At 73.0% G+C, this 14,414-nt stretch carries 15 protein-coding genes and 1 tRNA gene; 8 read left to right on the top strand and 8 right to left on the bottom strand.

Annotated elements, in window-relative coordinates; translation table 11 throughout:
- The first annotated feature begins 76 nt into the window (after positions 1-76).
- A tRNA-Thr gene (locus tag IGS67_RS01280) sits at positions 77-149 on the top strand.
- Between the two features lie 86 nt (positions 150-235).
- On the opposite strand, the gene IGS67_RS01285 is transcribed toward IGS67_RS01280, so the two are convergent.
- On the bottom strand, positions 236-607 hold the full coding sequence (locus IGS67_RS01285) for an ArsR/SmtB family transcription factor (RefSeq protein ID WP_192277050.1): 372 nt from the start codon (positions 605-607) through the stop codon (positions 236-238).
- A 103-nt stretch (positions 608-710) separates the two neighbouring features.
- On the opposite strand from IGS67_RS01285, the gene arsM reads away from it, so the two are divergent.
- Positions 711-1,484 (top strand): arsenite methyltransferase, encoded by a 774-nt coding sequence (gene arsM, locus IGS67_RS01290; RefSeq protein ID WP_192277053.1) that lies wholly within the window; start codon positions 711-713, stop codon positions 1,482-1,484.
- 101 nt (positions 1,485-1,585) lie between these two features.
- Here the strand turns inward: arsM and IGS67_RS01295 are convergent, their stop codons facing one another.
- The 4 genes from IGS67_RS01295 to IGS67_RS01310 all read right to left on the bottom strand — a co-directional run bounded on the left by IGS67_RS01295 (position 1,586) and on the right by IGS67_RS01310 (position 4,125).
- The gene (locus IGS67_RS01295) at positions 1,586-2,008 is read right to left on the bottom strand and encodes an arsenate reductase ArsC (protein WP_192277056.1); all 423 of its coding nucleotides are present in this window, start codon (positions 2,006-2,008) and stop codon (positions 1,586-1,588) included.
- 18 nt (positions 2,009-2,026) lie between these two features.
- Entirely contained in the window at positions 2,027-2,233 is a 207-nt protein-coding gene (locus IGS67_RS01300; RefSeq protein WP_192277059.1) for a hypothetical protein, read from the bottom strand.
- Positions 2,230-3,351, bottom strand: coding sequence for an ACR3 family arsenite efflux transporter (arsB, locus tag IGS67_RS01305; RefSeq protein WP_192277062.1), 1,122 nt, complete (start codon positions 3,349-3,351; stop codon positions 2,230-2,232). The genes IGS67_RS01300 and arsB overlap by 4 nt, the downstream gene beginning before the upstream one ends.
- A 108-nt stretch (positions 3,352-3,459) precedes the next feature.
- Positions 3,460-4,125: a response regulator transcription factor gene (locus tag IGS67_RS01310; RefSeq protein WP_192277065.1), complete on the bottom strand. Its 666-nt coding sequence runs from the start codon at positions 4,123-4,125 to the stop codon at positions 3,460-3,462.
- A gap of 166 nt (positions 4,126-4,291) precedes the next feature.
- Here IGS67_RS01310 and IGS67_RS01315 point away from each other — a divergent pair, with 166 nt between their 5' ends.
- The gene (locus IGS67_RS01315) at positions 4,292-5,509 is read left to right on the top strand and encodes a sensor histidine kinase (RefSeq protein WP_192277068.1); all 1,218 of its coding nucleotides are present in this window, start codon (positions 4,292-4,294) and stop codon (positions 5,507-5,509) included.
- A gap of 10 nt (positions 5,510-5,519) precedes the next feature.
- Here IGS67_RS01315 and IGS67_RS01320 read toward each other — a convergent pair whose 3' ends face one another.
- Positions 5,520-6,371, bottom strand: a complete 852-nt coding sequence (locus IGS67_RS01320; RefSeq protein ID WP_192277071.1) for an SGNH/GDSL hydrolase family protein — start codon at positions 6,369-6,371, stop codon at positions 5,520-5,522.
- On the bottom strand, positions 6,359-7,054 hold the full coding sequence (locus IGS67_RS01325) for a uracil-DNA glycosylase (protein ID WP_328741351.1): 696 nt from the start codon (positions 7,052-7,054) through the stop codon (positions 6,359-6,361). The genes IGS67_RS01320 and IGS67_RS01325 overlap by 13 nt, the downstream gene beginning before the upstream one ends.
- 146 nt (positions 7,055-7,200) lie before the next feature.
- Here IGS67_RS01325 and IGS67_RS01330 point away from each other — a divergent pair, with 146 nt between their 5' ends.
- From IGS67_RS01330 to IGS67_RS01340, 3 genes are all read left to right on the top strand, one after another.
- Positions 7,201-7,515 carry a DUF3263 domain-containing protein gene (locus IGS67_RS01330; protein ID WP_192277820.1) on the top strand — a complete coding sequence of 105 codons (315 nt, stop codon included), beginning with the start codon at positions 7,201-7,203 and terminating at the stop codon, positions 7,513-7,515.
- A 95-nt stretch (positions 7,516-7,610) separates the two neighbouring features.
- On the top strand, positions 7,611-8,255 hold the full coding sequence (locus tag IGS67_RS01335; protein WP_192277074.1) for a LytR C-terminal domain-containing protein: 645 nt from the start codon (positions 7,611-7,613) through the stop codon (positions 8,253-8,255).
- 185 nt (positions 8,256-8,440) lie between these two features.
- Positions 8,441-8,644 carry a cold-shock protein gene (locus tag IGS67_RS01340; protein ID WP_192277076.1) on the top strand — a complete coding sequence of 68 codons (204 nt, stop codon included), beginning with the start codon at positions 8,441-8,443 and terminating at the stop codon, positions 8,642-8,644.
- Between the two features lie 78 nt (positions 8,645-8,722).
- On the opposite strand, the gene IGS67_RS01345 is transcribed toward IGS67_RS01340, so the two are convergent.
- Positions 8,723-10,093 (bottom strand): glycoside hydrolase family 15, encoded by a 1,371-nt coding sequence (locus tag IGS67_RS01345; protein WP_192277078.1) that lies wholly within the window; start codon positions 10,091-10,093, stop codon positions 8,723-8,725.
- Between the two features lie 153 nt (positions 10,094-10,246).
- Between IGS67_RS01345 and IGS67_RS01350 the strand changes: the two genes are divergently transcribed.
- Both IGS67_RS01350 and IGS67_RS01355 read left to right on the top strand, forming a co-directional pair.
- The gene (locus IGS67_RS01350) at positions 10,247-12,724 is read left to right on the top strand and encodes a DUF4268 domain-containing protein (protein WP_328741352.1); all 2,478 of its coding nucleotides are present in this window, start codon (positions 10,247-10,249) and stop codon (positions 12,722-12,724) included.
- A gap of 24 nt (positions 12,725-12,748) precedes the next feature.
- On the top strand, positions 12,749-14,308 hold the full coding sequence (locus tag IGS67_RS01355; protein ID WP_192277082.1) for a phytoene desaturase family protein: 1,560 nt from the start codon (positions 12,749-12,751) through the stop codon (positions 14,306-14,308).
- Positions 14,309-14,414 lie beyond the last annotated feature (106 nt).

Raw genomic sequence — 14,414 nt, forward strand, 5'->3', positions numbered from 1 at the left:
ACGCTTGCGGGCCCGGTCGTCACGGCCGGGCCCGCGAGGGCGGGTACACTCGTGGCCGCACCGTCCGCGAGGACGCGCCGCCTTAGCTCAGCTGGTAGAGCACCGCTCTTGTAAAGCGAAGGTCGTCGGTTCGAACCCGACAGGCGGCTCCGTGACAGAAGGGCCCCTGACCTGCACCTGCGCAGGTCGGGGGCCTTCGTCGTTCCGGCGCGTGCAGCGTGCGCGCACGCCGCGGCTACGGGGAGGTGCTGGGGCGGGCGGCGAGGAGGTGGCCGAGGTGGGTGAGCAGGCCGTCGACCGCGTCGGGGACGAGCGTGTAGTAGGCCCACACGCCGCGCTTCTCGCGGGTGACGAAGCCGGCTTCGGTGAGGACCTTGAGGTGGTGGGACACGGTCGGCTGGGAGAGTCCGACGGGGTCGACGAGGTCGCAGACGCACGCCTCGCCGCCGTCGTGCGCCGCGATGATCGACAGGAGCCGGAGGCGGGTGGGGTCCGCGAGGGCCTTGAGGGTGCGTGCGGTGCGCTCGGCGTCGTGGGGGCCGAGCGCGCTGCCGGCCGGCGGGGTGCAGCAGGCGGTCGGTGCTGTCGGGAGCGGGTCGCGTGCCATGGCCTCATCGTGCGTCATGGGGCGGCCCCTGTCGACATTGACAGGCGTCGATGTCTGCAGCATGCTCGAAGGGATCGACCAGTATCGATATCAAGGAGGAACGATGACGCAGGACATCCGGGAGCAGGTGAAGGCCCGCTACGCGCTGGCCGCGGTGCAGGCCAGCGGGGACGCCGGCTGCTGCGGCGGTGACGCGGTCGGCCAGAACGGCCCGAAGGATCTCGTCATCGACGAGCGGTTCGGCTCGGGGCTCTACGGCGCCGACGACGCCGCCGCGGTGCCCGCCGAGGCCCTCGCCGCGTCGCTCGGCTGCGGCAACCCGCTCCTCGTCGCCGAGCTGCGCGAGGGCGAGCGTGTGCTCGACCTCGGCTCAGGCGGCGGCATCGACGTGCTCCTCTCCGCACGCCGCGTCGGCGCGAACGGCTTCGCCTACGGCGTCGACATGACCGACGAGATGCTCGATCTCGCCCGCGCCAACGCTGCCAGGGCCGGCGCGACGAACGTCGAGTTCCGCAAGGGCACGATCGAGGACCTGCCCCTCGAGGACGCCACCGTAGACGTCGTCATCTCCAACTGCGTCGTCAACCTCTCCCCGGACAAGCCTGCCGTGCTCGCCGAGGCGTTCCGCGTGCTCGTCCCCGGCGGCAGGTTCGGGATCTCCGACGTCGTCGCCGAGGACCGTCTCAGCCCCGGCGAGCGCGCCGAGCGCGGCTCGTACGTCGGGTGCATCGCCGGCGCGCTCTCGCGCACCGAGTACCTCGACGGCCTGGCCGCGGCCGGGTTCGTCGACGCCGAGGTCGTCTTCACCCACGACGTCGCCGACGGCATGCACGGCGCGATCGTACGCGCACGCAAGCCCGCCGAGCAGGACGGCTGAGCCATCCGTCCGTCGCGGACGTCCGCGCGGACGCTCGGGCCGGACATGGCGGAGGGGCCGCACCCGACAGGTGCGGCCCCTCCGCCATGTCCGGTCGTCCGTCAGGCGCCGACGGGCTCGACGCCGAGCTCGGCGAGAAGCCCCAGGACGCGGTCGCGGATCTTGTCGCGGATGGGACGCACCGACTCGATGCCCTGGCCCGCCGGGTCCTCGAGCTTCCAGTCCTCGTATCGCTTCCCGGGGAAGAACGGGCAGACATCTCCGCAGCCCATCGTGACGACGACGTCCGAGGCCTCGACGGCCTCGGTCGTGAGGACCTTGGGAGCCTCGTCGCGGATATCGATGCCGACCTCGAGCATCGCGTCGACGGCGACGGGGTTGATCTGCTCGGCGGGCATCGAGCCTGCCGAGCGGACCTCGACCGCTCCTCCCGACAGGACGCGGAGGAAGCCCGCGGCCATCTGGGATCGGCCGGCGTTGTGCACGCACACGAAGAGGACGGAGGGGGTGGTCGGGTTCGTCATGTTGATCTCCACGGGTGGTCAGGCGGGCAGGGTGAGGTCGCACACGCACGCTTCGTCCGCCGGGGTCGTCGCGATGAACGAGAGCATGCGCAGGCGCAGAGGCTCGGCAAGGGCCTTGAGCGCGGTCGCGACGACGCCGGCGACATCGGCGCCCATGGCGCGAGACGCGGGCCCCGGGCCGCAACCTGTGACGGTCGGCTCGGTCGAGAGCGGCACGGAGGTCATGGCGTCTCCTCGTGCGGTGCCGCGGACCCGCTCGTGCCGGGCACGGAGGCTACGGGGTCGACGCCGAACCAGCGGCGCGCAGCCCACAGCGAGACGTAGACGAGGCCGACGAGGACGGGCACCTCGATGAGCGGCCCGACGACGCCCGCGAGGGCCTGGCCCGAGGTGGCGCCGAACGTCGCGATCGACACGGCGATCGCGAGCTCGAAGTTGTTGCCGGCCGCGGTGAAGGCGAGCGTCGTCGTCCTCGCGTAGCCGAGCCCGAGAGCCTTGCCGAGGATCATGCCGACGGCCCACATGAGCGCGAAGTACGCGAGCAGCGGCACCGCGATGCGCACGACGTCGAGCGGGCGCGACGTGACGGCCTCGCCCTGGAGCGCGAAGAGCAGGACGATCGTGAAGAGCAGGCCGTAGAGCGCCCACGGGCTGACGGCGGGCAGGAACCTCTCCTCGTACCAGGTGCGTCCCCGCGTGCGCTCACCGATGAGGCGGGACGCGAAGCCTGCGACGAGCGGCACGCCGAGGAAGACGAGGACGTTGAGCGCGATCTGGCCCATGGAGATGTCGATGCCTGCGGTGTCGAGGCCGAGCCAGCCGGGCAGGACGGTGAGGTAGAAGTAGCCGAGCAGGGAGAACGCGAGGACCTGGAACACCGAGTTGATCGCGATGAGGACGGCGGCGGCCTCGCGGTCGCCGCATGCGAGGTCGTTCCAGATGACGACCATGGCGATGCAGCGGGCGAGGCCCACGATGATGAGGCCCGTGCGGAACTCGGGGAGGTCCGGCAGGAACGTCCAGGCGAGCGCGAACATGAGCGCGGGGCCGACGAGCCAGTTGAGGACGAGCGAGGAGACGAGGAGCCGCTTGTCGCCGGTGACGGAGGCGACCTTGTCGTAGCGGACCTTCGCGAGGACCGGGTACATCATGACGAGGAGGCCGAGGGCGATGGGCAGGGAGATCCCGCCGACCTCCATCGAGGTGAGGGCGTCGGAGAGTGCGGGGACGAAGCGACCGAGCAGGAGGCCGGCGACCATCGCGATGCCGATCCACGCGGGGAGGAGCCGGTCGAGCTGCGAGAGGGTGCGGGGTGGTGCGGCAGGGGCCGTGCGTATCGACATGCGTCAATATTGACACCCATCGATATCCCCGTCCACCCAGGTCCGTCGCACGCAGGCCCCGGAACCCGCGAGGGTTCCGGGGCCTGCGTCGTCCCCCGAGGCGGCCCGTCAGGCGGGTCCCGTCTCCTCGATGAGCTGCAGCGCGGCGCTCACGCGCGGGTTGCGGTCCGGGTGCGCGTCGATCCCGAGCGTCGAGTACACCGCGTTGACGTGGTTCTGCACGGACTTCTCGGCGATGCCGAGCTCGTGCGCGATCCCCGCGTTCGAGAGGCCCGACGCGAGGAGCCGCAGGACGGAGTACTGACGGTCGGTGAGCTGGGCGACGCGCGAGCCGGCGCGCGGCCGCATGCGCTCGAGCAGCACCGGGTCGAGCGTCGAGCCGCCGGCCGCCGCGACGCGCACGGCGCGCAGCAGCGAGTCGGAGTCGTGCGTCGACGTCTTCGACAGGTAGCTCCAGCTGCCGGCGACGTCGCGCGGCAGGTCGAGCATGAGATCGATCGCGTCCTGCGCGGAGAGCAGCACGACCTTGAGGGCCGGGTCGGCGCGGCACAGGAGCACGCCGAGGCCGATGCCGTTGCCGTCGGGCAGGTCGACGTCGAGGATGACGACGTCCGTCGAGCCGGGCGTGATGCGAGCGCGCGCCTCGGTCGCGGTCTCGACCGAGCAGACGAGCTCCATGTCCGGGACGTCGGCGACGAGGTGCTCGAGCATGCTCCGGAAGAGCGTGTGGTCCTCGACGACCGCGACACGCAGGGTTCCCTCACCGTGTTCCATCGCCCCAGTATTGCGCTTGACGAGCCAGGACGGGAGTGCATGAGCACAGGGTCCTCCCCGGGATCGTCCGCACGCACCGTGCGGCTCACCTCGCGACACCGGGGCGCCGGTGAGGTCGCAGCGCCCGAGGACTCCCGGAGATGACAGTTCGTGGTGATACTTGGGCATGGGAACCAGCACCCTCGACGCGTTCGACGACAGGCGTGACCGCGTCGCGCACGTCGGTGCGTCGCTCATCATCATCGAGACCTTCTACACCGTCACCGCCGCCTACCTGTGGGCCCAGGGCGTCTTCGCCCTGCCCGCGGCGATCGTCCCGTCGTGGCCCCGGTTCCTCATCAACCTCCTCACGGGCCTCGTCCTCGCCGGGGGTCTCGTCCTCACGAGAGCACACCGGTTCCGGCAGTTCTGGGGCGCGCTGCCCGCGCTCGTGCTCGCCGCCGCGGTCGCGGCCGGCGTGCGGCTCGGGATCTTCGTCGTCACGCGCGAGCTTCCCGACGCCCCCGGGATCCTCTGGGTCGAGACGATCTCAGGGTTCGTGTTCTGCCTGGGAGCGGGCTGCCTGGGCTTCGCGTACGCGGCCGTCCGGCGTGCCGAGAGGCTCGAGGCGCGCTCCGCCGCGCACGCCGCCTACCAGCGCGAGCTGGCCCTGCGGACGCTCGAGACCGAGGAAGTCCGCGTGCGACGGTCGATCGCCGAGGGTCTCCACGGAAGCCTCCAGCAGCGGCTCGTCATCGCGGCCGTCCAGGTCGACATGTTCATCGAGGAGACGCGCCGGCGCGGATTCGGCGACGAGGACGTCGAGGCGCTCATGGCGCTGCGCCGCGACCTCGACGACATCCGGGAGAACGACGTGCGCGCGACGAGCCGCATGCTCTACCCCGAGGGCATCGAGATCGGCGTCGTCCCTGCGGTGCGCATGCTGCTGCGCCGCCTGCCGACGGGGATCGCGACGCGCCTCCACGTCGGTGACGCGCTGAGGCGGCGCGACGACCCGGGCAACTCCGAGGTGCGGCCCGCGGACCGGCTGCTCGTCGTACGCATCGTCGAGGAGGCCGTGACGAACGGGCTGCGGCACGGGCACGCGACGTCGTTCGACGTACGGCTCGATCTCGAGGGCGAGTCGACGATCGTCGTCGACGTCGCGAACAACGGCGCGGCCGTCGACATGAGTCGGGCGACGCACGGCTCGGGGACGCGCCGGCTGCGGGAACGGGTCGAGCTCGCGGGAGGGACGCTCGACGTCGGCTCCGACGTCGAGGCGTCACGCATCGCGTCGGGCGAGATTGACGGCAGGGCGCTGCACCACGCGCACCTGCGGGCGCGCGTCCCCGTGACGCGCGAGACGATCACGGGGCTCGGCCACCTGCCGTCGGACGGCTGAGCGTCGCGCGTCAGCGGGGATCGGGACCGAGCGGCCCGGCCGTGGGACGCTTCGGGGTGCGGCCGTCGCCGGACGAGCGTCCCGTGAGCCGGCGCTGGACCCACGGGAGGGCGTGCTGCCGCATCCACACGGCGTTCTCGCGGGCACGCACCGACCAGGCCTCGGGCGTGAGCGCGTCGAGCGGCACGTCCCACGTGACGTCGGTCGGCTCGAGGCCGAGGGCCTCGAGCGCAGCCTCCGCGACGCGGCGGTGACCTTCGCTCGTGAGGTGGAGGCGGTCGACGTCCCAGAACCGCCAGTCCTTGATGAAGCGCATGCCCCACTGGTCGAGCACGTGAGCGCCGTGGCGGCGCGCGATCGACCACACGTGCGCGTTGAACGTGGCGACACGGGGTCGTGTGAGCCGCAGGAGCGCCGAGCCGTCGGCGTCGACGCCCGTCGCGAGGAGCACGTCGGCGCCGGTCTCGCGGACGCGAGCGACGGCGTTCTCGAGCCGGGCGGCGAGCCGGTCGACGTCGACGCCGGGGCGGAGGATGTCGTTGCCGCCGCCGACGATCGAGACGAGGTCGGGCTCGAGGTCGAGCGCTGCGGGCAGCTGGTCGGTGAGGATCGGTCCGAGGAGCCGGCCGCGGACCGCGAGGTTCGCGTACTCGACGCCGCCAGGGGTGCGGGCGTCGAGGTGCTCGGCGAGGCGGTCGGCCCAGCCGCGGCACGCGTCGGAGCCGGGCGTCTCGCGGTCCCAGAGGCCCTCGGTGAAGGAATCGCCGATCGCGACGTAGCGGCGCCAGCGGGGTGCGGGCGGGGGAGTCGGGGTCGCGTCGGTCGGGTGCTCGGTCGGGTGCTCGGTCGTCACAGCATCCATCCTGCACCCGCGGGCGGGGTGAGGGACCAGTCGACGGGCGGGGCACCCTGGTCCTCGAGCGCGGCGGACGCGCGCGTGAAGGGCTTCGAGCCGAAGAATCCGCGGCGTGCCGAGAGCGGGCTCGGGTGCGCGGAGACGAGGACGGGGTGCCGCGTGAGCCGCGGGGCGAGGCGTTCGGCGTCCTTGCCCCAGAGGATCGCGACGAGCGGCGCGGGGCGTGCGTCGAGCAGGTCGACGACGTGGTCGGTGACGTGCTCCCAGCCGCGGCCCCGGTGCGAGCCCGCGTCGCCCGCGCGCACGGTGAGGACGCGGTTGAGGAGGAGGACGCCGCGGTCCGCCCACGCCGAGAGGTCGCCGCTCGTCGCGTCGGCGACGCCCGTGTCGGACGCGAGCTCGACGAGCACGTTGCGCAGCGAGCGGGGCAGCGGGCTCACGTCGGGTTCGCACGAGAACGCGAGGCCGTGCGCGTGGCCGGGCGTCGGGTAGGGGTCCTGCCCGACGACGAGGACGCGCACGTCGTCGAGCGGGCGGGTGAACGCGCGCATGATCTGGTGCCGGGGCGGCAGCACCTCGCGCCCTGCGGCCGCCTCGGCGTCGAGGAACGTCTCGATCTCGGCGAGGTGCGGCGCGACGGGGGCGAGGGCGCGGGCCCAGGTGGGGTGGACGTCGTCGAGGAGCGGCACGGGGACGACGCTACCGGCTGGTCGTCGGCGGGCGTGGCGCTGGCCGGGAGGAATGACACCCGTGTGGTTCGCGCGTACGATCGGCAGGAGCGTGGCCGCGGGCCGCGCGAGCGACCGACGAGACGAGGGAGGCGGCGGTGGCCGAGCTGCACGCGGTCCCCGACGAGCACGGGGACGCCACGACGACGGACGCACCCGAGAGCCGTCCGTCGGGCCTGAGCGAGCGCGACGAGAAGATCCTCGCGTTCGAGCGTCAGTGGTGGAAGTACGCGGGCGCGAAGGAGCAGGCCGTGCGCGAGCTCTTCGACCTGCCTGCGACGCGGTACTACCAGGTCCTCAACGCGCTCATCGACACGCCCGAGGCCCTGGCGTTCGACCCGATGCTCGTCAAACGTCTGCGACGCCTGCGGTCGAGCCGGCACCGCGCGCGCAGCCAGCGGCGCCTCGGCGCCGAGGCCTGAGGCGGCCGGGCAGGCAGTTGATCTTCGCAACCTCTCCGCGTCCTGACCAGCCGCGCTGTGGTCGTCCGGCACGCACGCACCGGTAGCCTGTCCTCGTGAGCGGATACCCCTACCCGAACGACGAGTTCGACACCGAGCTCGACGACAGCCATGCCCTGGGCATCCACCACGCGCAGCGGTCGACGTGGAGCAAGGTATGGCCCTTCCTCGTCGTCATCGTCGTGTGCGCGGCCCTCGCCGCCGCGCTCGTCACGTGGTTCACCCTGCAGGGACGGCCTGGTTCGGCCGGGACGACGCCGCCCGCGACGACGGCCGCGCCCAGCGTCACGCCGACGGAGAGCAGCGAGCCGACGTCGGCCGATTCCACGACGACCGACGAAGCATCGGACGAGCCGACGACCGAGGAACCGACGACGGAAGAGCCGACGACCGAGGCCCCGACGACCGAGGCCCCGACGACGCCCGAGCTCGACCGCTCGACCCCGATCCGTGTGCTCAACGCGACGCGCACGCAGGGCCTCGCCGCGACGCGCGTCTCGACCCTCAAGGGAGCCGGCTGGACGAACGTCGTCGGCGACAACTTCCCCGCCAGCTCGAACGCTCCCGCGACGTCGTCCGTCTGGTACCGCTCCGTCGACCTCGAGGACGAGGCGAAGCAGATCGCCAAGGACCTCGGGCTCGCCAACGTCACGCTCGTCGAGAGCCTGCGCGGCGACGTGTCCGTCATCCTCGTCGGCTGACCCACGTTCGTCCCGTCGACCCCGGTGGCCGTGCCGCCGGGGTCGACGCACGTCCGGTGGCTTTGCTCGTTGTTGGTACGCGCCGGTCAACCCTTTCCTCCGAGCAGGTCGTTCCCCTAGGCTGGCGGTGTCCGTGACCCAACGGAGGGCGCGGTCGCACGTGAGAGACGAGCAAGGAGCAGTACATGGCCCAGGGCACGGTCAAGTGGTTCAACGCTGAGAAGGGCTTCGGGTTCATCACCCCGGCCGACGGCGGTCAGGACCTCTTCGTTCACTTCAGCGCGATCCAGACGGACGGCTACCGGAGCCTCGACGAGGGCCAGTCCGTCGAGTTCGAGGTCGGCCAGGGCACCAAGGGCCCGCAGGCGGAGCAGGTCCGCCCCCTCTGATCTCGGTCGCAGCGCAGATCTTCCGGGACGGCGCTCGGCAGCGGAGCCTCCGCTGCCGAGCGCCGTCGCGCGTCGGGGCTACGGGAGGTCGTCGAGCGCGTCGAGCGCGAGAAGGACGTTCGCGCTCGACCACGCGAGCGGTGCGACCGCCGACGGCGAGCCGTCGGCGAGGACCTTTTCAGGGATCGCGCCCGACGACGTGCGGTGCGCGTCGACCCAGCCGAGCCAGTGCTCGGCCGTCGCGCGGTCACCGAGCGAGGCCGCGGTGAGCGCGTAGAGCGTCGTCTGCGGGGTCCACGAGATGCCGTCGGGTCGCCACGAACCGCCGGGTGCGAGGCCGCCCGCGGGACGCCTCATGGGAGCGACGCTCGCCCGCCACGCGGTCTCCGCGCCGACGAGCGGCTCGTCGACGAACGGCGGCAGGACGAAGGCCGTCGCGGCGTCCCGGGCGCCGCCCGTGACGTGCCGTGGATAGCCCCGGGCACCGAACGACTCCTCGACGCGCTCGCGCAGTCCCGACGCCGCGTCGGACGCAGCTCGGGCCCGGTCGGGTTCCGCGAGCAGCGTCCACGCGTCGGCGGCCGCCTCGAGCCCCGCAAGGAGCGGCGCGGCCGTGCCGAGCGTCGTCACCGACTCGCGCACCTCCCAGTAGTCGGGGGACGCGGGAGGCAGCCGGCGACCCCCGTCGGTGAGCGCGAGCGCGTGGTGCGTCGCACGCTCGAGGAGCCCGCGCAGACCGAGCGCGACGTCCGTCCGGGTCGGCGACGCCGCCTGCGCACCACCGTCGGGAACCGTCGCCGGCCCCTCGGGCGCGGCCTCGAGCACCTCGCCGAGAGCCCACAGGACCCAGCCCGTGCCGTCCGTCTGCGGGGCGCGGCCGTCCGGCGGCCCGGCGGCGTCGAGCGTGTAACGCGCCTCGAACGACCCGTCGTCGGCCTGCACGCGCGCGAGGAACCCCAGGACGCGCACCGCGTCGTCGACGTGACCCGTGCGTGCGAGCGCCGCCGCGACGAACGCGTTGTCCCGCGGCCACGCGTACCCCCATCGCTCGTGGAGCGCCGCTGGCACCGCCCCGTCGTCGCCGACGAGCGCGTGCAGGTCGGCGAGCGCACCGCGCGCCATGTCCTCGAAGGGCGTCCCCACGCCCGGGACGGTGCCCCCGTCGAGCCACGCCCGCTGCGCGGCCGCACGCTCGTCGAGCGCCGCTCTGCGCGCGGCGGGCGCGGCAGGCTCGTCGGGCACCCGCGTCCCCGGCAGGTACCGCTGGGTGGTGCCGGGAGCGACCGTCGCGACACCCTCCGGCGTCACCGTGAGCCCGTCCGCGTACAGCTCGATGACGTTGCCGTCGACGCCGCCCGAGGCCACGCCCGCCCCCGAGACGAACGCCGTCGCCACGAGGACCGTCGCCGTCGCCAGACCCGCGACCTGACGACCCCGGTGCGCACGCATGGGACGACCGTAACGGGTCGACCGCACCGGGCCCTGCGGCGTCCGCCCGCGTGACCGTCGGGGATGTCGGTGGCACGTGGGAGCGTGCGATGCACGCCGGTGACGGCCGGTACGGTGGGCGCGAGGACCGCAGCGGCGCGAGGGAGACGATCAGTGGTCAAGGCAGCAGAGACGGACCTGTCCGGGGTGCTCGAGGGCAGGAAGCAGTACCAGGTCCCGCTCTATCAGCGGCCGTACTCGTGGGGCCACGCGCAATGTGCGCAGCTGTGGACCGACATCGTGGATCTCACCGCAGCGCGCCGCACGGATCCGAGCCTCACGCACTTCATCGGGTCCCTCGTCCTCACGCAGAGCCCCGACTTCGAGCTCGTCGGCGTCGCCAAGCTGCTCGTCGTCGACGGGCAGCAACGGCTCACGACCCTCTCGCTGCTCCTCGCCGCGCTGCGTGACCACCTCCGTGCCACGGGCGACGCGGCGCGCGCCGAGGGTGTGCAGGCGCAGTACCTCGCGAACGTCTACGACCGGGACGCCCCGCCCAAGCTCCTGCCGACCCTCGCCGACCGGGACGCCTATCTCGCGGTCGTACGCGCGGCACCCGAAGCGGGCGGCAGCGACAAGGTCGGCTCCGCCTACAACCACTTCCGCGCGTGGATCGCCGCGGCCGACGACCCCGACGACCCGCACGACCTCGAGGACATCGAGAACGCGGTCGTGCGCGGACTCTCGCTCGTCGTCGTCACCGCGGAGCGCGGTGACAACGCCCACCGGATCTTCGAGTCCCTCAACAACACCGGGCTGCGTCTCGCCCAGTCCGACCTCCTCAAGAACTACCTCTTCATGCGGCTCGGAGAACGCAGTGAGGCGGTGTACGCCGACGTCTGGCTGCCGCTCGAGAAGAAGCTCGGCCCGGAGAACCTCGAGCTGCTCTTCTGGCTCGACCTCGTGCAGACGGACGAACGCGCGCCGCAGTCCGAGACGTACGTCGGTCAGCAGAAGCGTCTCGAGCGGCTCACGCGCCCCGACGAGATTGAGGCCGAGGTCCGCCGGATCGCGCAGCTCGGCGACCTGCTCGCGACGATCCTCGACCCGTCCCGCGAGCCCGACGACGAGGTACGGGCCAGTCTCGTGAGGATCGCCGCGTGGGGGTCGACGACCGCGTACCCGCTCGTCATGCAGATCCTCGACCGTCGTCGCGCGGGCACTGCGACGACGGAGGAGGCAGCGCGTGCCTTGCGATACCTCGAGTCGTACTTCGTGCGGCGGGTCGTCGTGGGCCGTGCGACGGCGGGACTCAACCGGACGCTCCTGCAGGCCGTCGGCGCCGTGGCGGTGGGCGCGCGCCCCGACGTCGCGCTGCGGGACTTCCTCTCGCGCGGACGCAAGCACTTCGCGTCCGACGCCCAGGTGCGCGAGGCCGTGGCGAGCGTGCCCTTCTACTGGCAAGGACGCGGGCCCCAGCGCAAGCTCATCCTCCAGTGGATCGAGGCGTCCCACGGCCACAAGGAGGTCGTCGACCCCGCCAACCTCACGATCGAGCACGTGCTGCCGCAGACGATGAGCCAGGCCGTGCGCGCCGACTTCGCCCCGAGCCTGCCCGAGGGCGCGGACGTCGTCGCTGAGCACGAGCGGATCGTCCATACCCTGGGGAACCTCACCCTCACGGGCTACAACCCGGAGCTCAGCAACCGCGTCTTCGCCCAGAAGCGGGTGCTGCTCGCCACGAGCGGGCTTCGCCTCAACCAGGCCATCGCCGAGCACGAGTCCTGGGGTCTCGCCGAGATCCGCGCGCGGGGGGCCGCTCTTGCCGAGAAGATCATCGAGTTGTGGCCAGGACCGGACGAGAGCCTCGTCGGCACGGAGGACCCGACCGTCCTGCACCGCCAGGTGGCCGGGATCGTCGCAGAGATCCCGGCGGGTCGGTGGACGACGCCCGACGAGGTCGCGCTCGTCGCGGGTGTTGCTCCGGCGGTCGTCGCGTCGGCGCTGGGTGCTGGTGGCGTGCCCGGTGCGTGGCGTGTGCTCGCGTCCGACGGCCTCCTCACGGATGTCGCGGGCCAGGAGGTCCGTGCCCGGCTCACGTCAGAGGGACTCGACCTCGACGACGAGGGACGCGCCGACCCCGACGCCTTCCTCCCGGCGGGCGACCTCGCCGCGCGGGCGGGGCTGGAGGTCGGCAGCGTGAGCGCCGGACGGCGGCGCCGGACCCGCAACGAGCCTTTGCGTGCTCAGCGCAGGGCGTTCCAGCAGAAGGTCATCGAGCTCGGCACCGCGACGTCGACGCGGATCCCGCGGTGGCCCGGGCCGCAGTCCCAGTACGCGGTTGACATCAGCATCGGGCGGCCCGGTGTCGTCGTCGAGCTCGCGCTCAACTCGCGCGAGCCGGCCGTGTACGTGTCGTTCTACATCCTCGACGACAAGGATCTCTACGCACGGCTGGTGGCGCGTCGCGCGGAGCTCGAGCGTGAGCTCGGTCCCGACCTCTTCTGGAAGAACGACGAGAAGTACAAGTCGTCGAGCGTCGTCGTGAGCCGCGGGGGTGACTGGCGTGACCCCGCGCAGTCCGACGAGCTTGCCCGGTGGGCCGTCGACACGATCGACAGGTTCGCCGAGGTGTTCCCGCGCTACATGTGAACGGGTCACGACAGGAGGTCGCGGGTGGGTGACGTCGACGTCGTCGTCGTGGGGTCGGGGCCCAACGGGCTTGCGGCCGCCGTGACGCTCGTGCGCGCCGGGCTACGCGTGCGGGTGTTCGAGGCCGAGGACACCGCGGGTGGGGGAGCGCGCACGCTGCCGCTCGGCCGGGACGGGCTCGTCGTGCGTCTGGGGTTCGACGCCGAGCAGGTCGCGGCGCTGCCGCACGACGTGTGCTCCGCCGTGCACCCCCTTGCGCTCGCCTCTCCGTTTCTGCAGGCCTTCGACCTCGCCGCCCGTGGCGTCCGGCTCGTGAGCCCCGACGTCTCCTATGCGCACCCCCTGCCCGACGGGGCTGTGCTCGCCCACCGGTCGCTCGACGCGACCGTCGCCAGCCTCGGCAGGGAGGGCGACGCGTGGCGGCGGACGTTCGGGCCCCTCGTCGACCGCCCCGACGTGCTCGCCTCGCTCCTCCTCGGGGACAGGCGCACTCTGCTGGCCGGGGGCAGCAGGACCAGAAGTGCCCGGACCGAGAGAGGCCCGGGCATGACACCGCCGGCGAGCACGCGTGACCGTCTTCGCGTCGCTTCCTCGCTCGCGGACGGGCTGCTGAGGGCCCCGCGCTCGGGCCGGGCGGGCGCCCTGCTCGCCGGCGTCGCCGTCCACGCGATGGCGCCGCTCGCGTCACCGGCCGCGACCGGCACGGGGCTGCTGCTCGGTGCGCTCGGGCACGCGGGCGGCTGGCCCGTGCCCCTCGGAGGCTCTCGCGCGATCGTCGACGCGCTGCTCGCCGACCTGCGCGCGCACGGCGCCCGGGTCGAGACCGGCCGCCGCGTGACGTCGTGGGGGGACCTGCCGTCGGGCGCGGACGTCATCCTCACCACCTCCGTGCCGCGCGCCCTCGGGATCGTCGGGCAGCACCTGCCCCGGCACGTGCGCGCGGCGCTCCGCCGCTTCCGTGGCGGCCCGGGCGCCGCGGCCGTCCAGCTCGTGCTCGACGGTCCCGTGCCGTGGGCTGACGCCCGTGTCGGCACGGCGGGCACCGTCCACGTCGCCGGGACGGTCGACGACGTGCGGCGCGCGCAGGCCGCCGTCCGCGCCGGACGGCACGCCGAACGGCCCGTCGTGCTCCTCGGCGACCCCACCCCGTGGGACCCGGCGCGCGAGCGTGACGGCCTGCGCGTCGTGTGGGCATACGCCCACGTGCCCGCGGGCTCGGGACGTGACGTCACCGATGACGTCCTCACGCACGTCACCCGGTATGCGCCCGACGTGCGCGACCGCGTCGTCGCGACGCGCTGCGTGCCCGCCTCCCGCATGTCGGCGCACGACGAGAACCTTCTCGGCGGCGACATCGCCGCCGGAGCCGTCACCGCGTGGCAGATGCTCGCGCGGCCGCGGCTCGCCGCCGATCCCCACCACCTCGGTGAGGTCGACGGGCGGCACGTAGTGCTCGGCTCGTCGGCCACGCCGCCCGGGCCCGGTGTCCACGGCATGTCGGGGTATCTCGCGGCGCTGTCGGTGCTGCGGCGCCGACGCGTGCGACCCGGGAGTCTCGGGCTCGCTCGCAGCACGTCGGTGTGACGGCGGGCGGGACTTCGCCGAGCGCGGACACACCCTGTGCCGTCTTGCACTCGCGAGGGGCGAGTGCCAATAATGGCGTTAGCACTCTCGGCCCCTGAGTGACAGA

This window comes from Flavimobilis rhizosphaerae (assembly GCF_014852685.1).
Classification (GTDB): domain Bacteria; phylum Actinomycetota; class Actinomycetes; order Actinomycetales; family Cellulomonadaceae; genus Flavimobilis; species Flavimobilis rhizosphaerae.